Below are 17,973 nucleotides of genomic sequence, written 5' to 3' on the forward strand. Positions count from 1 at the left end.
CTTACAAATGCACCCAATGCACGCGAGCTGCGCCAGCACCTCGCTCTGCATTGCATGCATCACGTCAAGAACAACCGATAACCCATGACACTCCCTCGCGCTTTCCCTTCCCCATCGCTGCGCCGAGCGCGGATGGCCCTGTCCACCGCCCTGGCGCTGCCTGTCTTCCTGCTGGCCGCCTGCGGCGGCTCGGGCGACGGCAATGGCTCCACGGCCGCCAATGAGCAGTCGGGCCGCTGGACCACCGGCGACCTGCACACCCACACCGTGCAGTCCGACGATTCGCGCACCACGCAGACGCTGGACTTCCTGCTGGGCAAAGCCTTCACCAGCTATGGCCTGGACTGGATGGCGGTGACCAACCATCTGCGTTCCTCCAAGTACGACAACGCGGCCAACCTGCTGCCCGCGCCCAAGGCCTTCGCCTACGGCATGGAAAGCTACGAGATGCCGCGCATCAAGGCGCTGCAGGATGGCGGCAGCTACAGGGGCAAGCTGATCTATTCGGCCTTCGAATGGGACATGCCCACGCATGACCACGTTGGCGTGGGCATCTTCGAAGGCGCTGCCGGCGCCTGGAAGACATCGGCCAGCGCCGCCAAGGAATTCCAGTACCTGTTCACCACGGGTGCCGAAACGCTGTTCGACCCGTCGGACGTGGCCCGCTGGAAGGCCCAGTACCCGCAGCGCTACAACCAGACGGGCGACGACGCGATCAAGGCCATCGCCTGGCTGAAGGAAAAGTACCCCGACAACAGCTATGCGCTGATCAACCACCCCTCGCGCAACCCGAACAAGTACACCATCGCCGACCTCCGCCAGATGAACGACCTGGCGCCGAAGATCGTGTTCGCCATCGAAGGCATGGTGGGCAACCAGCTGGAGCCCGACCGCGGTGGCTACACCTCGGCCTACATCGACGCCAACAAGCCCAACCGCACCTACGGCGGCACCGACTACATCGTGGCGCAGCTGGGCGGCGTGTGGGACGCGCTGCTGGGCGAGGGCCGCCGCATCTGGAACATCGCCGATTCGGACTCGCACTTCGAGATCGACGCGAACAACAACAGCAGCGGCTACTACCCGGGCGAATACGCCAAGACCTATGTCTGGCAGCCCACCAAGGCCGAAGGCGGCATCAGCGGCCTGCTCGACGGCCTGCGGTCGGGCCGCACCTTCGGCGTGTTCGGCGATCTGGTCAACGCGCTGGACTTCAACGTTTCCACCCTGGCCGGCAAGGCCTTCATGGGCCAGGAAATCACCGCCCTGGCGGGCGAGAGCGTGATGGTGCGCATCCGTTTCAAGAGCCCTCCCATCAACAACTACCAGCGCCCGGTCTCCAGCGGCAATCTGGGCAACATGACGCCCAAGGTGGACCACATCGACCTGATCGCCGGTGACGTGGGCCCGCGCGCCCAGCCCGGCACGCCGCAATACCAACAGGCCACCAACCCCAGCACCCGCGTGGTGCGCCGCTTCACTGCGGCCGACTGGAAGCAGGATGCCGAGGGCTACTACGTGATGGAGCTACCGATCGCCGTCACTAGGAACCAGTACTTCCGCCTGCGCGGCACCAACGTGGGCGAGAACGTGGCCGGCCTCACGGCCAACGGCGAGCCGCTGGCCGACCAGGCCGTGACCACGACCGACGCAGCCAAGCGCCACGACCAGATCAACGACCGCAATTACGGCAACCTCTGGTTCTACTCCAACCCGATCTTCGTGTCGGTGAAGTGAGCCCGGGCCCATGGGGCCCGCACGACAAAGGGGCGCCGCGGCGCCCCTTTGTCGTTGAATGATGCGTGGGTGCTCGTGGGTGAGCCCCGCCCTGGCCCCGGCCGCACCGCCTCAGCGCCCGGCGCAGGCCTTGCACAGCTGCAGCGCCAGCCGCTGCAGCGCCTGCCAGCCGTCGGTGGGCCAGTCGGACACTTTCAGGCCCTTGACGATGCCGTCCACGGTGTGGGCCGACTGCAGCAGGCGGGCGGCGGCGGCGTCGGAGAAGCGCGGGACGATGCGCTCGAAGAGTCGCTCCTTCGCGCCCCAGACCCGGTTCTCCCGCAAGGCCATGGGCAGCGGCTTGCCGGCGTTCACGGCGTCTTTCACCCGTTTGAGCGCGCGGATGTCTTCGGCCAGCGCCCAGTGCACCAGCACCTCGGCCTCGCCTTCGGCCTGCAGGCCGTCGAGCATGCGCTGCACGCGCAGCACCTGGCCCGAGAGCACGGCTTCTGACAGCTTGAAGACGTCGTAGCGCGCCACGTTCAGCACGGCCGATTCGACCTGGGCGAGCGACAGCTCGCCCGGCGGGTGCAGCAGGGCGAGCTTGGCGATTTCCTGGTGCGCGGCCAGCAGGTTGCCTTCCACCCGGTCGGCGAAGAACTGCAGGGTGCGCTGGCCTTCGTCGCCCGAGGCCACGCGCTGGCCCTGCGCGCCCAGCCGCTGGGCGATCCAGGTGGGCAGCGCGGCGCGCTCCACCGGGTCGATCTGCACCGTGGCGCCATTCGACTCCAGCGCGGCGAACCAGGCGCCGGTGCGCGTGGCCTTGTCGAGCCGGGGCAGCAGCACCAGCGTGAGGGTACCGTCGTTGCCCTGCGCGGCGGCGGCGATCTGCTGCAGCGCGGTGCTGCCGTCCTTGCCGGGTTTGCCGGAAGGGATGCGGATCTCGACGATCTGCTTGTCGGCAAACAGCGAGAGCGAGCCGCCCGCCGCCAGCACCGCGCTCCAGTCGAAGTGCGCGCCGGCGACGGTGAAGCTGCTGCGTTCGGTGTAGCCCTGCGCCCGCGCCGCCGAGCGGATGGCGTCGGCCGCCTCCTGCTGCAGCAGCGGCTCGTCGCCGTGCAGGGTGTAGAGGGGGCGCAGGCCTTTTTGCAACTGCGCGGTCAGCTGGTTCAGCGCAATCTGCATGGCAAAGCCCTTCTTTTGGATTAAAAACCGGCTGTGGCGCCTGTAAATAGAGCGCTCACAGCTATCAAAAATATAGCAACCGACAGAATGCCAGCGGTGCTGCGGGTGGGCGCCTCCCCCGGGCCCGCACACGCCGCGCAGCGGGCGGCGCCGGTCCACCGGCGGCGTTTCCCCTGACTCAGGCGCAGGGGCAGGGCCAGGCGCGAAGCGACCCCAGGCGGCTGCCCTTATTTCACCGCCGCCAGACGGCGCATGAGCTGCTGCACCAAGTCGGTCTGCATGTTGCGGAACAGCAGGGCTTCCTCGCCTTCCTTGGACAGCGCCACCGACTCGTTGTAGCTCACGTCGCGCTGCTGCAGCAGGTCGGTCGGCGCGATCAGCTCCACGCCCTGCTGGTTGCGCAGGCTGAACCGCAGCCGCAGCCGCAGCTGCAGCTCACGCACCTGGCCGGAGGCATTCAAGCCCACCACCACGCGCTCCTGCTGCTCGGAGAGGATGTCCAGGACGGCCTCGGCCTGCGGCAGCTGGGCGGGCTCGGTGAGCAGCGTCAGGTTGCCGCCCGAGCCCTGCAGCGTGCGCCGCAGCTCCCGCGCGATGGCGGAGCCGGGCTGCGCCTGCACGTAGAGCGAGCGGAAGCTGAAGTCCGGCGCGCCGCGCAGGCGAAAACCGCAGGCGGCAAGCGGCGCGGCGGCCAGCCAGACGAGAAGGGAGCGTTTTTGCATGGGGGTGTGGCTCGTTGGGGCTCAGATCACGATGTTGACCAGGCGGCCAGGCACCACGATGACCTTCTTGGGCGTGGCGTCCGGTGCGAACTGGCGGAAGGCCTCGCTCGCGACGGCAGCCTGCTCGATGGCGGCCTTGTCGGCCGATGCGGGCACGTGGATGGAGCCGCGCAGCTTGCCGTTGACCTGCAGCATCAGTTCCAGCTCGTCCTGCACCAGCGCGCCGTCGTCCACCTGGGGCCAGGCGGCGTCCAGCAGGTCGCCCAGCACGCCGGCATAGCCCAGCTCGCTCCAGAGCGCGTGGGTGATGTGCGGCGTGGCGGGGTAGAGCACGCGCAGCAGGATGCCGAAGCCTTCGATCAGCGCGACGGCGGCGCCGGGGCTGTCGGTGGCCTTGAAGTCTTCCAGCGCGTTGATCATCTTCATCGCACCGGAGACCACGGTGTTGTACTGCATGCGCTGGTAGTCGTAGTCCACCTGCTTGAGCACGGTGTGGATCTCCAGCCGCAGCGCCTTGGCTTCCTTGCCGAAGGCCACGTCCTGCAGGGTGGCGGCGCCCGCCACGCTGGCCAGGGCGGCTGCCTTGTCCAGCGCGCCCAGCTTCACGCCGAAGTTCCACACCCGGCGCAGGAAGCGGTAGCTGCCTTCCACGGCCGCGTCGTTCCACTCCAGGGTGGCTTCGGGCGGCGCGGTGAACATGGTGTAGAGGCGCGCGGTGTCGGCGCCGTACCGCTCGATCAGGTCCTGCGGATCGACGCCGTTGTTCTTGGACTTGGACATGGTGCCCACGCCCTCGTAGTCGATGGGCGTGCCCACCGGCAGCGTCACGCCGCCGCTTTCCACGGCGTTCTTGAGCTGGGCGCCGATGATCTTGCCGCCTTCATCGAGCAGATGCTCCACGTCGTGCGGCCAGAAGTATTCCTTGCCGCCCTTGTCGGTGCGGCGCGAATAGATGTGGTTGAGCACCATGCCCTGCGTGAGCAGGCGGGTGAAGGGCTCGTCCACCGACACCAGCCCCAGGTCGCGCATCACCTTGGTCCAGAAGCGGGCGTACAGCAGGTGCAGGATGGCGTGCTCGATGCCGCCGATGTACTGGTCCATCGGCATCCAGTACTTGGCGCCTTCGGCCACCATGGCATCGCTGTTCTTCGGGTCGCAATAGCGCATGAAGTACCAGGACGAATCCACGAAGGTGTCCATGGTGTCGGTCTCGCGGCGGGCGGCCTTGCCGCAGACCGGGCAGGTCACGCCGGCGTGGAAGCCTTCGTGCTTGTGCAGCGGGTTGCCCGAGCCGTCGGGGATGCAGTCCTGCGGCAGCACCACGGGCAGGTCCTTCTCGGGAACCGGCACGGCGCCGTGTTCGTCGCAGTGGATGATCGGGATCGGCGTGCCCCAGTAGCGCTGGCGGCTGACGCCCCAGTCGCGCAGGCGCCAGGTGGTCTTCAGGTCGCCCAGGCCCTTTTCATGCAGCGCGTGGGCCACGGCGGCCACGGCTTCCTTGTGCGTCAGGCCGCTGAAGCTGTCCGAGTTGATGGTGACGCCGCGCTGCTTGTCGCCGTACCAGTCCTGCCAGCGGTGGTAGTCGTAGCTTTCGCCATCGACCAGCACGACCTGCTTGATCTCGATGCCGTATTTCAGCGCGAAGGCGAAGTCGCGCTCGTCGTGCGCGGGCACGCCCATCACGGCGCCGTCGCCGTAGCTCATCAGCACGTAGTTGCCGACCCAGACTTCCACCGGCTCCTCGGTCAGCGGGTGGGTGACGAAGAGGCCGGTGCGCAGGCCCTTCTTTTCCTGGGTGGCGAGTTCGGCCTCGGTCGTGCCGCCGCTCTTGCATTCCTCGATGAAGGCGGCGATCTCGGGGTTGCTGCGCGCGGCATGCGCGGCCAGCGGGTGTTCCGGCGCCACGGCGCAGAAGGTGACGCCCATGATGGTGTCGGCGCGCGTGGTGAAGACGTACATGCGGCCGTCGCCGATCAGCGTGCCGTCTTCGCCCCGGATGTCGTGCGGGAAGGCGAAGCGCACGCCCTCGCTCTTGCCGATCCAGTTGTCCTGCATCAGCTTCACGCGCTCGGGCCAGCCGGGCATGCGGTCGCCGCGCACGTTGTCCAGCAGCTCTTCGGCGTAGTCGGTGATCTTCAGGTAGTAGCCGGGGATCTCGCGCTTTTCCACCAGCGCGCCGGTGCGCCAGCCGCGCCCGTCGATCACCTGTTCATTGGCCAGCACGGTCTGGTCCATCGGGTCCCAGTTGACGACCTGGGTCTTGCGGTAGGCGATGCCCTTTTCCAGCATCTTCAAAAACAGCCACTGGTTCCAGCGGTAGTAGTCGGGGTCGCAGGTGGCGACCTCGCGCGACCAGTCGATGGCCAGGCCCATCGCCTGCATCTGCTTTTTCATGTACGCGATGTTCTCGTACGTCCACTTGGCGGGCGGCACGCCGTTCTTCAGCGCGGCGTTCTCGGCCGGCAGGCCGAAGGCGTCCCAGCCCATCGGCATGAGCACGTTCATGCCCTTCATGCGCAGCTGGCGCGTGAGCATGTCGTTGATGGTGTAGTTGCGCACGTGGCCCATGTGCAGCTTGCCGCTGGGGTACGGCAGCATCGAGCAGGCGTAGAACTTCGGCCGGCTCGCGTCTTCGGTCACACGGTAGGCGTCTGCGGCGGTCCAGTGGCTGTGCGCTGCGCGCTCGACTTCGGCGTGGTGGTACTTGTCTTGCATGGGTGGGCGGGCCGACAGGGCGCGGCCGCGAACAAAGGGGTAGGCGGGAGTCAGCCGGCGATTTTAGGCGCGATGCGGCGGCGGGCCGGCCGGGGCCAGCGCGGCGGGCCCGCCCTGCGGGCTAGCGCGGCGTGCGCGGCTCGGCCACGAAGCCGATGCGCGTGAGGCCGGCCGCATGCGCCAGGCCCATCACCTCGACCACCCGGCCATAGGGCACGGCGGCATCGGCGCGCAGCTGGATCTCGGTGCCGGGCCGCTCCTGCGCGGCCTGCGCCAGGCGCTCGGCCAGCGCGTCGGCCTCCACGGCCTCGCCCTGCACGAACACCTGGCCCGCCCGGTCGATGCTCACGGCGAGGGAGGGCGGCGCCGTGCCGGTGGCGGTGCCCTCGGCGCGCGGCAGGTCGAGCCGGATGGAGCTGGCCAGGAGGGGCGCGGTGAGCAGGAAGATGACCACCAGCACCAGCATCACGTCCACCAGCGGGGTCACGTTGATGTCGCTGAACGGGCGGGGCCCGGCGGGGGTGCGGTCGATGCGGCCGAATGCCATGGGTGGGTGCGGACGTTGAAGCGAACGGTCGGCCGAGCGCGGTCAGGCCTGGGCGGCGGACGCGGCAGGCGCGGCGGCAGGTACGGCGGCCGTGCCGGGCGCACCCGGCTCCGGAGAACGATCCAGCACCAGTTCCCGCAGGTCGTGCGCGAAGCCTTCCAGCTCGGCCTCAACGCCGCCGATGATGCGGCCGAACACGTTGTAGGCCAGCACGGCGGGCAGTGCCACGGCCAGGCCGGCGGCGGTCATCACCAGCGCCTCGCCCACCGGGCCGGCCACGCGTTCGATGCTGATCTGCCCGGCCCCGGCGATGGCGGTGAGCGCATGGAAGATGCCCCACACCGTGCCCAGCAGGCCGACGAAAGGCGCCGTGGCGCCCACGGTGGCCAGCAGCACCTGGCCGAACTGCAGGCGGCGCAGCACGCCGTGCAGCGCGCCCCGCAGCAGGCGGGTGAGCTGCTGCGCGCGGCTGGCGCGGGTGGCGAGCGTGGCAGTGGGGCCGGCAGCGTCTTTTGCTATATTTTCAATAGCAACAACCATAGGCAGCACCAGCGCCAGGGCATCGAAAGACTCCAGACGCTGGCGCGCAACCGCCAGGCTGGGCGCCTGCCAGAATGCCGCCATGCTGCGCAGCACGTCCTGCCGGGCGCCGCGCAGCAGCCAGGTCTTCCAGCAGATGACGACCCAGCTGGCGACCGACATGGCCAGCAGCAGCAGCGCCGTGCCGCGGGTGACCGCATCGCCCTCGTGCCACCAGTGCAGCAGGTCCATGGCAGGCTTTCGGTCGTCGTCGTCGTCTTCGGTGGGACGCGTGGGCTCAGTTCAGGCCCAGCACGTCGAGCATGTCGAAGAGGCCGGTGCGCTGCGACTGCAGGAAACGCACCGCGCGCAGGCTGCCCTGCGCATAGCCGGCGCGGCTCGACGACTTGTGCGTGATCTCGATGCGCTCGCCGGTGCCGGCGAACAGCACGGTGTGGTCGCCCACGACGTCGCCGCCGCGGATGGCCGAAAAGCCGATGGTGGAAGGATCGCGCTCGCCGGTCACGCCCTCGCGCGCATAGACCGCGCAGTCCTTGAGGTCGCGGCCCAGGGAGGAAGCGACCACCTCGCCCATCTTGAGCGCGGTGCCCGAGGGCGCGTCCACCTTGTGGCGGTGGTGCGTTTCGATGATCTCGATGTCGTAGCCGGTGGCCAGCGCCTTGGCGGCCATTTCCAGCAGCTTGAAGGTGACGTTCACGCCCACGCTCATGTTGGGCGCGAAGACCACGGCGGTCTTCTGCGCGAAGGCGGCGATCTCGGCTTTCTGCGCCTCGGTGAACCCGGTGGTGCCGATGACGATCTTCACCCCCAGCTCGGCGCAGAGCGCCAGGTGGGCCAGCGTGCCCTCGGGGCGAGTGAAGTCGATCAGCACGGCGGCGTTCTTCAGACCTTCGCGGGCGTCGTCGGTGATGGTCACGCCGCTGGCCTGGCCCAGGAAGGCGGTGGCGTCGGACCCGATGGCGGGGCTGGAGGCCACGTCGAGCGCGCCGGCCAGCACGCAGTCATCGGTGGCGCGCAGCGCCTCGATCAGCATGCGGCCCATGCGGCCGGAAGCACCGGCGATGGCGACGCGGCAGGGAGCGGTGGAAGGTGCGGTCATGGCGGGCAGAAAAGAGAGGCGGTCGGATCGGCGGCCAGCCGGCAGGGCGCGCGGGCGGCTCGGTCGAGAGCAGAGACGGGGACGGCGGCGTTCAGCGCACCGTGGATTCGAGCGGCGGGTAGCTCGACGCCGGAGGCGGAACGGGGCTGGAGGCGGGCTCCGGCAGCGGCGCGGCCTTGGGGAAGCGGGCCAGCTGGGCCTCGGTCGCCTCGAGTTCGGGCACCTTGGACTTGGCGCGCTTGGAGCCCAGCGTGGCCACGAATTCGGCCTCGGTCGGCATCTCGTCGCCTTCGACGCGGTCGAGCACGTCGCCCTTGAAGAACACGGTCAGCTTGCGGGTCTGCACTTCGACGTCGGGGCGCTTGAGCGTGAACACATATTCCCAGCGGTCGCCATGGAACAGGCTGGTGACCAGCGGCGTGCCCAGGATTTCCTTGACCTGCTGGCGGCCCATGCCGGGCTGCAGCGCCTGCACCTGCTCGCGCGAGACGAAGTTGCCCTGCACCACGTCGACCTTGTAGGGCGTGATCACGCTCGACACCCGGTTGCTGACGTTGTCGAAGGTGCCGCACGCCGCAAGGCTGGCGCCGGTCAACAGGAGGGCGGCCCAGCGGGCGCCAGCACGGACGTGAACAGACATGGAAAGAGCCATAGCGATATGATCGGCCCATTGTAGCGGCTGGTTTTCCGAGCCCGTTCCGCGCCTGCCGCGCCCTGCTGCGAAGGCTGATCTCCCGGGGCCGACACGCCTTGCGGCCCACGAAAGATTCCTGTCATGACCAATATCGACGAACTCAAGAGCACGGGCCTGAAGGCCACGCTGCCCCGCCTGAAGATCCTGGAGATCTTCCAGAAAGGCGCGCAGCGCCACATGACCGCCGAAGACGTGTTCCGCGTGCTGCTGGAAGAGCGCTCCGACATCGGCCTTGCCACCGTGTACCGGGTGCTGACCCAGTTCGAGCAGGCCGGCATCCTGAACCGGAGCAATTTCGAGAGCGGCAAGGCGGTGTACGAGCTGAACGAAGGCCAGCACCACGACCACTTCATCTGCACCGTCTGCGGCAAGGTGGAAGAGTTCTACGACCCCGAGATCGAAAAACGCCAGCAGCTGGTGGCCAAGGCCAAGGGCTGGGTGGTGCACGACCATTCCATGGCGCTGTACGGCCAGTGCGCCACCTGCGCCAAGCTGGGTCCGGCGTCGAACCAGCGCTGATCCATTCTCGATCGACCCGGGCTCTGGGGCCCGGGTCGCCGGACGCGGCTCGAGAGCCCGCCCCGGGTGGAGCGCACTCAGGAGCCGTCGCGCTCCATGGCACGCCGGTGGCGCTCGACGAATTCCTGGTAGGTGTCGATTCCGCGCAGGTTCAGGATGGTGTTGCGCACGGCGGCTTCCACCAGCACGGCGATGTTGCGGCCGGCCACCACCTGGATCACCACCTTCAGCACGGGCACACCCAGCACGTCCTGCGTGAGCGGTTCATAGGGCAGGCGCTCGTACTCGCGCTCCAGCGTTTCCTTGCGCACCAGATGCACGATGAGCTTCAGGCGCATCTTGCGGCGCACCGCCGTCTCGCCAAAGATGGCGCGGATGTCGAGCAGGCCGATGCCGCGCACTTCCAGCAGGTTCTGCAGCAGGTCGGGGCACTTGCCCTCGATGGTGGTCTGGTTGATGCGGTAGAGATCGACCGCGTCGTCCGCCACCAGGCCGTTGCCGCGCGAGATGAGTTCCAGGCCCAGCTCGCTCTTGCCCAGGCCCGATTCGCCGGTGATGAGCACGCCCAGTCCCAGAATGTCCATGAACACGCCGTGCATGGTGGTGCGGTCGGCGAAATGCTTGGACAGGTAGGCCCGCAGCACGTCGATGACGAAGGCCGACGACTCGTGCGTGGCGAACATCGGGATCTGCGCCCGCTCGCACATGGACAGCAGCGCATCGGGCGCGCTCTGGCCGTCGGCCAGCACCAGCACCGGCGGCTCCAGCGTGACGATGCGCGCGATGCGGCGCTTGCAGTCTTCGGGCGTAGCGTTGGTCAGGTAGGCGATCTCGCGCTCGCCCAGGATCTGCAGCCGGTAAGGGTGGATGTAGTTGAGGTAGCCCACCAGGTCGGCGCCCGAGCGGGCCGAGCGCACGGCAACCTCGTCGAAGCGGCGCTCGGAGGCGCCCAGGCCCGCCAGCCATTCCCACTTCAGCGGGCCACGGAACTCCTCGAACAGGACATCGGCACTGACGACGTTCGGCTTCACGGCGGGGGTCCCTCGGTGGGTCAGGGGGTGGGGGGGGGTGCCAGGCGCCAGGAGAGGCGGCTGCGCTCAGGCGGTCTGGGCCGACTGCCAGTTGGCGATCAACGCATGCAGCTGCGTGGCGTCGGTGCTCGACTTGATGCGCTCGCGCAGGCCGCTGTCGCTCAGCAGCTCGGCGATCTCGGAGAGGATTTCGAGGTGCTTCTGCGTCGCCGCTTCGGGCACCAGCAGGAAGATGAGCAGGCCCACCGGCTGCTCGTCCGGCGCGTCGAAACCGATGGGATGGGCCAGCTGGAACACCGCCGCCATGGGCGACTTCAGTCCCTTGATGCGGCCGTGGGGAATGGCCACGCCATGGCCGAGGCCGGTGGAGCCGAGCCGCTCACGGGCAAAGAGGCTGTCGGTGATGAGCGCACGGGACAGGCCGTGCTGGCTCTCGAACAGCAACCCCGCCTCTTCGAAAGCGCGTTTCTTGCTGGTGGCATCGACGCTCACGAGCACTTGGGCCGGAGGCAGGATGGAGGCGAGACGGTTCATAGTAGGAAAAACGATTATGCACGTCCCGCAAGCGGGCCTGTCGAAAACCCTAGGAAGGCTCTTCACGAACGAGCGGCGGCGAGCGCTGCGGATCAGGATGGGCAACGCCGCAGACCGCCTGAGGCCGCCGATGCACACCGCGCGGTGATTCGGTAAGAGCTTTGCCAGGAGTGTAACCACAGGCAACCAAACAAAAACCGCCCCTGGCGGGGCGGTGCCGCCGGGTCAGCCGGCGCGCTGCGGTGAAGGGGTGGGGAAGCGAATGCCGTCGGCGGGGTCAGGCCGCAGCCGCTTCAGCCGGCGTGGCGGCCCGCTTGAGGGGCGCGTGGCTGTGGTCTTGCAGACGGTCCTTGTGGCGCACGACCTGCCGGTCGAGCTTGTCAACCAGTTCGTCCACTGCGGCATACAGGTCGGCGTGGCAGCTCTCGGCGAACAGGTCGCTGCCCTTCACGTGCACGTTGCACTCTGCGCGCTGGCGCTTGTCCTTTTCCTTTTGATTTTCCACACTCAGGATCACTTTGACATCGACCACCTGGTCGAAGTGGCGCGTGATTCGCTCCAGCTTGGAGGTCACATAGCTGCGCAAGGCGGGGGTCACTTCCAGATGATGGCCGCTGATCGTCAGGTTCATAGACAGGTCTCCTGTGGTTGACGTTGAAGAACATGGCCGCCCGTGCCGGTCAAAGGCGGCCTGCTGAACTCGATGCATGCGTCGCTCGTTGAATTCACTATGCGCCGGCCCCGGGCGAAAAGCAAACCGGTCCCCGATAGGCATCTGCGGTTAAGGGAGACCGGATGATGGACCGCCAAAAAACCTTCACAATGGCTGAGTTCGCCGGGCAGCACCCGCTTTCCGGCTCCTGCGCCCGGCCCGCCCGCACACCCCGTCGGCAGAAGCCGCCTGTGCAGCCACAGGGGCCGCAGTCATCCGGATGGCGCCCCGTCCTGCCGCACTGCGGCGTCCATCCCCTGCCGCGCGCCGCCCCACGCGGGCACCCGCATGCCGGCCGCTAAAATCCGCACGCCTGTCCGTGGGCTGCCACCGGCCGCCCGCCCCTTCCGTATCCTTTTCGTCCCGCACGCCGCAACACCCGCCCCGCCATGATCACCCCCAGCGCTTCCGCCCTGCACACCTCCGCCCTGACCTCGCTGCCGCTGCTGGCCCGGGGCAAGGTGCGCGACAACTACGCCGTGGGCGACGACCGCATCCTGATGGTGGCGAGCGATCGCCTGTCCGCCTTCGACGTGATCATGGGCGAGCCCATCCCCGGCAAGGGCGAGCTGCTGACGCAGATGGCGCTGTTCTGGTTCGACAAGCTCGGCCACATCGTGCCCAACCACCTGACCGGGGACGACCCCGAAAGCGTGGTCACGCCGGCCGAGGTGCCGCAGGTGCGCAGCCGCTCGATGCTGGTGCAGCGGCTCCAGCCCATTCCGGTGGAGGCCGTGGTGCGCGGCTACCTGGCCGGCAGCGGCTGGAAGGAATACCAGGAATCGCGCGCCGTGTGTGGCGTGCTGCTGCCCGAAGGCCTGACCAACGCGGCGCGGCTGCCGCAGCCCATCTATACGCCGGCCGCCAAGGCCGCCATGGGCGAGCACGACGAGAACATCACCTTCGAGCGCACGGTGGAGATGATCGGCCTCGAGCTGGCCACGAAGATCCGCGACATCAGCATCGCGCTGTACGAAGCGGCGGCGGCCATCGCGCTCGAGAAAGGCATGATCATCGCCGACACCAAGTTCGAGTTCGGCCTGACGCCTGCCGGCGAGCTGGTGCTGATGGATGAGGTGCTGACCCCCGACAGCTCGCGCTACTGGCCGGTCGAAGGCTACGAGGCGGCGCTGGCCGCCGGCGAGAACCCACCCAGCTATGACAAGCAGTTCGTGCGCGACTGGCTGGAGCAGGCCCAGGTGAACGGCAAGCCCTGGAACAAGACCGCCCCGGCGCCGCGCCTGCCGCGCGAGGTGGTGGAAAAGACCGCGGCCAAGTACCGCGAGGCGCTCGAGCGCCTGACCGCCTGACCGCCAGGGCCGCGGTTCACTGCGGCAGCATCGGGGGCTCGTCCTCGTCGATGCGCCGCTCGCCCCATTCCTGCGCCCGAAAGCGCAGCAGGGGCTCCAGCTCGATGTCGCGCAGCATTAGGTCGCGCCCCTCCTGCATGTAGCTGGTGACGCGGCCCAGGGCCCGCAGGAAGGCCTGCCCGGCACCCGCGCCCTGCAGGCACAGCCGCACCGACGCATCCAGCACCTGAAAGCGCAGCTGGCCGCCCTCCTCCGCGAAGCGGGCGACGAAACGGTTGCAGCCGTCGCCGCCGATGGCGCGGTCGCCGTCCCGCTGCAGCACCAGATGCGGGGCGGGCTGGCCCTCGGCTGGCGCGGCAAGGGGCGGCTCGCCCTCGATGGACACCAGCTTCCAGTAGCTCTGCCGCAACGGCACCGACGCGGCCACGTTGGCGCGGTGCAGCCGCACGGGCGCCAGCACCACGTCCACATGCCGGAAAGCCGGATCGAACAGCACCGGATGCACCCCGGGCGTGTCGAGCAGGATGGCGCCGTTGCGCCGCACGGCGGCGCGCACCTCATAACGGCCCTGCGGGTGCAGCTGCGACTGGTAGAACGACAGCCGCAGCGGGTAGGGCAAGAGGCCGGCCGGGTCGATGCGCTGGCGGGCCAGCACCACGGGCGGGTCTTCCGGGCGGGAGACGTCGACCAGTGCGGCGTCGAACACGGCCTCGGGCGGCACGTAGAGCCGCTCGCGCGAGAGGACCGAGCCGGTGACCTCGATGTCGGGCGGCTTCGTGGCGCAGCCGGCCAGCGCCCCGAGCGCCGCCGCCAGGCAGAGCGCCGCAAGCGGGCCGGAAAACGGCCCAGGGACCGGGCGGCGGGGCTCGGTCAAACCCTTCAGCTCAGCACCACGCTGGAAAGCCGCCGGCGGTAGGTGGCCAGCACCGGGTCCTGCGGCGGGATCTGGCCCTCGGCCACCTTCACCTTCGGCGGCTCGATGATCTCCAGCACCGCCACGTAGGCCTTGCGGGCGGCCTCGTCGTTCCAGCCCTTGTCGCGCATCAGGATTTCCAGCAACTCGTCCATGGCGTCGGTCCAGCGCTGCTGGGCGATCAGCCCCTGCGCGCGGCCGAAGCGGGCGTCGAAATCGCGCTTGTTGGCTGCGATCCGGGCATCGAATTCGGCTCCAGCGCCCGATTTGCCTCCACCCTTAGCTACGAAATCAATAGCATCCATCCACATCTTCAAGGCGCCCAGCTTGCGCGATACGCCCGCCTTGGCGATCACCGGCGCGAAGGCGACCTTGGCGTCGTCCTCGCGGCCCTGCAGCAGCAGCGCCTTGACGTAGTCGAAGCGAGCGTCATCGCTCGCCGGGTCGGCGGCCACGGCCTGCTGCAGCCTGTCCAGCGCGGCTGCCGGGTCTTCCTGCGCTGCCAGGGCGTCGGGCGCCTCTTCCGGCGGCTCGTCGAACGCTTCGGCCGGGGGCAGGTGCTTGTCGAGGAAGGCGCGCACCTGGCCTTCGGGCTGGGCGCCGGTGAAGCCGTCCACGGGCTGGCCGTTCATCAGCAGCACGCAGGTGGGAATGCTGCGGATGCCGAACATGGCGGCGATCTGCTGCTCCTGGTCGGAGTCGATCTTGGCGAGCTTGAAGCGGCCGGCGTAATCGATCTCGAGCTTTTCCAGGATCGGGCCAAGCGACTTGCAGGGGCCGCACCAGGGCGCCCAGAAGTCCACCAGCACGGGCACTTGCATCGAGGCCGCGATGACCTCGGTTTCAAAATTCTCTACGGTGATGTCGATCATTGCTTTGAGGCCCGTTGGCGTGCGCGCCGCCCGGGGCGCGCGCACAAAAGTAAAATCGCGGGTTCCACTTCGGCGCGCCGTCTCAGCCTGGCGCACGCACTCCACATGAAACCCCTCCAGATCGGCGTGGTCATGGGCTCTTCCAGCGATTGGGAGACCATGCAGCACGCAGTGCAGATTCTCCAGCAATTCGATGTCGCCCACGAGGCACGCGTGGTATCGGCCCACCGCATGCCCGACGACATGTTCGCCTACGCCGAGGCCGCTGCCGGCCTGGGCCTGAAGGCCATCATCGCCGGCGCGGGCGGCGCCGCCCACCTGCCCGGCATGATCGCCGCCAAGACCACCGTGCCCGTGCTCGGCGTGCCGGTGGCAAGCCGCCACCTGCAGGGCGTCGACTCGCTGCACAGCATCGTGCAGATGCCCAAGGGCATTCCGGTGGCCACCTTCGCCATCGGCGCGGCCGGCGCGGCCAATGCGGCGCTGTTCGCGGTGGCGCTGCTGGCCAGCGAAGACCCGGCGCTGCGTTCCCGCCTCGAAGCCTTCCGCGCCGAGCAGACCGAAGTCGCACGCGGCATGACGCTGCCGCCGGTGGGCCCATGAGCGACACCACTCCAGAACAGAACGCCATTGCAGCGACACCCCTGCTTGCGGGGGCCACGCTGGGCGTGCTGGGCGGCGGGCAGCTGGGGCGCATGTTCGCGCATGCCGCCCAGGCCATGGGCTACTTCACCGCCGTGCTGGATGCCGACCCGACCAGCCCCGCCGGCCTGGTGAGCCACCACCACATCCAGACCGCGTACGAAGACCCGGACGGGCTGGCCCAGCTGGCAGCCCTGAGCGATGCCATCACCACCGAATTCGAGAACGTGCCGGCGCAGGCCCTGCGCACGCTGGGCGCCGAGCGCCCGGTATCGCCTGCCGCCAGCGCCGTCGCCATCGCGCAGGACCGCGCGGCCGAGAAGGCGCATTTCGACCGCTGCGGCGTGCCCTGCGCACCCTATGCCGTGATCGGCTCGGCCGAACAGCTGGCCGCGGTCGATGCCGACCGGCTGCTGCCCGGCATTTTGAAGACGGCCCGCATGGGCTACGACGGCAAGGGCCAGTCGCGGGTGAAGACGCGCGAGGACCTGGCCGCCGCCTGGCAGGCCATGGGCGGCGTGCCCTGCGTGCTGGAAAAGATGCTGCCGCTGGCGCTGGAGTGCTCGGTGATCGTGGCGCGCGGCGCGGACGGCGCCTGCGTGCACCTGCCGGTGCAGCGCAACCTGCACCGTGCCGGCATCCTGGCCGTGACCGAGGTGCATGAAGGAAATGTGCCTCCCGCGCTGGCGGAACAAGCGGTTGCCGCTGCCAAATCGATAGCAGAAGGGCTGCAATACGTCGGCGTGCTGTGCGTGGAGTTCTTCGTGCTGGAGGACGGCGCCCTGGTGGTCAACGAGATCGCTCCGCGTCCGCACAACAGCGGCCACTACAGCCAGAACGCCTGCGACGTGTCGCAGTTCGAGCTGCAGGTGCGCGCCATGGCCGGCCTGCCGCTGACCCAGCCGCGCCAGCACAGCCCCGCCGTCATGCTCAACCTGCTGGGCGACCTGTGGTTCGCCCGGGGCCCGCATGCGCAGACGCCGCCCTGGGCGGCGGTGCTGGCGCTGCCGGGCACCCATCTGCACCTCTACGGCAAGGCCGATGCCAAGCCCGGCCGCAAGATGGGCCACCTGAACGTCACCGCCGCCACGGCCGAGGTCGCGCGCGCCACCGCGCTGCAGGCCGCCGCGCTGCTGGGCATCGAACCCTTCTGACGGCACGGGGCACCGCATGATCCTCGACGGCCAACGGCCCGACTCCATCGCCGCCGCCGCCACGGCCCTGCGCGGCGGCGCCCTGCTGGGCCTGCCCACCGAAACGGTCTACGGCCTGGCGGCGGACGCCGCCAGCGATGCCGCCGTGGCGCAGATCTTCACCGCCAAGGGCCGGCCCAGCGACCATCCGCTGATCGTGCACGTGGCCGACGCCAGCGCCATCGCCCGCTTCGCCCGCGACATGCCGCCCTTCGCCCAGGCCCTGGTCGATGCCTTTTGGCCCGGGCCGCTCACGCTCATCCTGCCGCGCCAGCCCGGCGTGGCCACCGCCGCCACCGGCGGCCAGGACAGCGTGGGCCTGCGCTGCCCCGCGCATCCGGTGGCGCAGGCCGTGCTGCGTGCCGCAGCGTCCGGCGATGCGGACCTGCCCGGCCGGCCCGTCTGGGGCGTGGCCGCGCCCAGCGCCAACCGCTTCGGCCGCGTCAGCCCAACCACCGCCCGCCACGTGGCCGAGGAATTGGGCGACGCCCTGCTGGTGCTGGACGGCGGCCCCTGCGAGGTCGGCATCGAGTCGACCATCATCGACTGCACGCGCGGCCGGCCCGTGCTGCTGCGCCCGGGCGCCATCACGCGCGCCCAGGTGGCGGCTGCCTGCGGCATCGATCCGCTATCGAAAGAAGAGCTGCCGGACCACACGCCCCGCGCGTCGGGCACCTTGGAAGCCCATTACGCCCCGGCCGCCCGCGTGCGGCTGATGGACGCCCGCGCGCTGCAGGCGGGGCTGGACGTGCTGGGCGCCGATGCCGCGCATCTGGCCGTCTATGCCCGCGCCGCGCTGCGCACCCGCTCGGCGCATGTCGTCATGCGCCGCATGCCGGACGATGCCGCGGCTGCGGCGCAGCAGCTGTTTGCGGCGCTGCGCGGCTTCGACGATGCCGGCGTGAAGCTGATCTGGATCGAAACCCCGCCCGACGCACCCGACTGGGAAGGCGTGCGCGACCGGCTGCAGCGCGCGGCGGCAGCGGCCTGACCCAAGGGCCCGGACATGCCCCGCGCCGCCTGCCTGGC

Annotated in this window: 18 protein-coding genes; 6 read left to right on the forward strand and 12 right to left on the reverse strand. The window is 69.2% G+C overall.

The features are described from left to right. The first annotated feature begins 84 nt into the window (after positions 1 to 84). On the forward strand, positions 85 to 1,737 hold the full coding sequence (locus ASF94_RS16545; protein ID WP_056668908.1) for a hypothetical protein: 1,653 nt from the start codon (positions 85 to 87) through the stop codon (positions 1,735 to 1,737). Positions 1,738 to 1,848: 111 nt separating this feature from the next. Here ASF94_RS16545 and holA read toward each other — a convergent pair whose 3' ends face one another. The 7 genes from holA to ASF94_RS16580 form a co-directional block, all read right to left on the reverse strand. Beyond that, positions 1,849 to 2,901 carry a DNA polymerase III subunit delta gene (gene holA, locus ASF94_RS16550; protein ID WP_056668913.1) on the reverse strand — a complete coding sequence of 351 codons (1,053 nt, stop codon included), beginning with the start codon at positions 2,899 to 2,901 and terminating at the stop codon, positions 1,849 to 1,851. A gap of 227 nt (positions 2,902 to 3,128) precedes the next feature. After that, on the reverse strand, positions 3,129 to 3,623 hold the full coding sequence (gene lptE, locus ASF94_RS16555; protein ID WP_056668916.1) for an LPS assembly lipoprotein LptE: 495 nt from the start codon (positions 3,621 to 3,623) through the stop codon (positions 3,129 to 3,131). A 21-nt stretch (positions 3,624 to 3,644) separates the two neighbouring features. Continuing rightward, a complete protein-coding gene (gene leuS / locus ASF94_RS16560; protein ID WP_056668919.1) occupies positions 3,645 to 6,338 on the reverse strand; it encodes a leucine--tRNA ligase in 2,694 nt (897 codons plus the stop codon). 121 nt (positions 6,339 to 6,459) lie between these two features. After that, complete coding sequence (locus tag ASF94_RS16565; protein WP_056668923.1) at positions 6,460 to 6,885, reverse strand: biopolymer transporter ExbD; 426 nt, start codon at positions 6,883 to 6,885, stop codon at positions 6,460 to 6,462. Between the two features lie 42 nt (positions 6,886 to 6,927). Further along, positions 6,928 to 7,656: a MotA/TolQ/ExbB proton channel family protein gene (locus ASF94_RS16570; protein WP_082493363.1), complete on the reverse strand. Its 729-nt coding sequence runs from the start codon at positions 7,654 to 7,656 to the stop codon at positions 6,928 to 6,930. A gap of 46 nt (positions 7,657 to 7,702) precedes the next feature. Next, positions 7,703 to 8,524 carry a 4-hydroxy-tetrahydrodipicolinate reductase gene (gene dapB, locus ASF94_RS16575; RefSeq protein ID WP_082493364.1) on the reverse strand — a complete coding sequence of 274 codons (822 nt, stop codon included), beginning with the start codon at positions 8,522 to 8,524 and terminating at the stop codon, positions 7,703 to 7,705. Between the two features lie 91 nt (positions 8,525 to 8,615). Then, on the reverse strand, positions 8,616 to 9,164 hold the full coding sequence (locus ASF94_RS16580; protein ID WP_056668926.1) for an outer membrane protein assembly factor BamE: 549 nt from the start codon (positions 9,162 to 9,164) through the stop codon (positions 8,616 to 8,618). Positions 9,165 to 9,299: 135 nt separating this feature from the next. Here ASF94_RS16580 and fur point away from each other — a divergent pair, with 135 nt between their 5' ends. Continuing rightward, on the forward strand, positions 9,300 to 9,737 hold the full coding sequence (fur, locus tag ASF94_RS16585; protein WP_056668929.1) for a ferric iron uptake transcriptional regulator: 438 nt from the start codon (positions 9,300 to 9,302) through the stop codon (positions 9,735 to 9,737). A gap of 77 nt (positions 9,738 to 9,814) precedes the next feature. On the opposite strand, the gene hprK is transcribed toward fur, so the two are convergent. From hprK to hpf, 3 genes are all read right to left on the reverse strand, one after another. After that, the gene (gene hprK / locus ASF94_RS16590; protein WP_056668932.1) at positions 9,815 to 10,768 is read right to left on the reverse strand and encodes an HPr(Ser) kinase/phosphatase; all 954 of its coding nucleotides are present in this window, start codon (positions 10,766 to 10,768) and stop codon (positions 9,815 to 9,817) included. 66 nt (positions 10,769 to 10,834) lie between these two features. Further along, positions 10,835 to 11,302, reverse strand: coding sequence for a PTS sugar transporter subunit IIA (locus ASF94_RS16595; RefSeq protein ID WP_056668935.1), 468 nt, complete (start codon positions 11,300 to 11,302; stop codon positions 10,835 to 10,837). A gap of 277 nt (positions 11,303 to 11,579) precedes the next feature. Beyond that, positions 11,580 to 11,933 carry a ribosome hibernation-promoting factor, HPF/YfiA family gene (gene hpf, locus ASF94_RS16600; RefSeq protein WP_056668938.1) on the reverse strand — a complete coding sequence of 118 codons (354 nt, stop codon included), beginning with the start codon at positions 11,931 to 11,933 and terminating at the stop codon, positions 11,580 to 11,582. A 470-nt stretch (positions 11,934 to 12,403) separates the two neighbouring features. On the opposite strand from hpf, the gene ASF94_RS16605 reads away from it, so the two are divergent. After that, positions 12,404 to 13,324, forward strand: coding sequence for a phosphoribosylaminoimidazolesuccinocarboxamide synthase (locus ASF94_RS16605; protein WP_056668941.1), 921 nt, complete (start codon positions 12,404 to 12,406; stop codon positions 13,322 to 13,324). 16 nt (positions 13,325 to 13,340) lie between these two features. Here the strand turns inward: ASF94_RS16605 and ASF94_RS16610 are convergent, their stop codons facing one another. Both ASF94_RS16610 and trxA read right to left on the reverse strand, forming a co-directional pair. After that, positions 13,341 to 14,198 carry a YbaY family lipoprotein gene (locus ASF94_RS16610; RefSeq protein WP_056668944.1) on the reverse strand — a complete coding sequence of 286 codons (858 nt, stop codon included), beginning with the start codon at positions 14,196 to 14,198 and terminating at the stop codon, positions 13,341 to 13,343. Between the two features lie 5 nt (positions 14,199 to 14,203). Beyond that, the gene (trxA, locus tag ASF94_RS16615; protein ID WP_056668947.1) at positions 14,204 to 15,109 is read right to left on the reverse strand and encodes a thioredoxin; all 906 of its coding nucleotides are present in this window, start codon (positions 15,107 to 15,109) and stop codon (positions 14,204 to 14,206) included. Between the two features lie 105 nt (positions 15,110 to 15,214). On the opposite strand from trxA, the gene purE reads away from it, so the two are divergent. Genes purE through ASF94_RS16630 form a run of 3 tightly spaced genes read left to right on the forward strand, consistent with a single transcriptional unit; the run spans position 15,215 to position 17,935 of the window. Next, positions 15,215 to 15,712 (forward strand): 5-(carboxyamino)imidazole ribonucleotide mutase, encoded by a 498-nt coding sequence (gene purE / locus ASF94_RS16620; protein WP_056668950.1) that lies wholly within the window; start codon positions 15,215 to 15,217, stop codon positions 15,710 to 15,712. After that, positions 15,709 to 16,905, forward strand: coding sequence for a 5-(carboxyamino)imidazole ribonucleotide synthase (locus ASF94_RS16625; RefSeq protein WP_056668952.1), 1,197 nt, complete (start codon positions 15,709 to 15,711; stop codon positions 16,903 to 16,905). The genes purE and ASF94_RS16625 overlap by 4 nt, the downstream gene beginning before the upstream one ends. A gap of 16 nt (positions 16,906 to 16,921) precedes the next feature. Next, positions 16,922 to 17,935, forward strand: coding sequence for an L-threonylcarbamoyladenylate synthase (locus ASF94_RS16630; protein ID WP_056668956.1), 1,014 nt, complete (start codon positions 16,922 to 16,924; stop codon positions 17,933 to 17,935). The last annotated feature ends 38 nt before the right edge of the window (positions 17,936 to 17,973 follow it).

This window comes from Acidovorax sp. Leaf160, from assembly GCF_001424265.1.
Taxonomy (GTDB): Bacteria; Pseudomonadota; Gammaproteobacteria; order Burkholderiales; family Burkholderiaceae_C; genus Paracidovorax.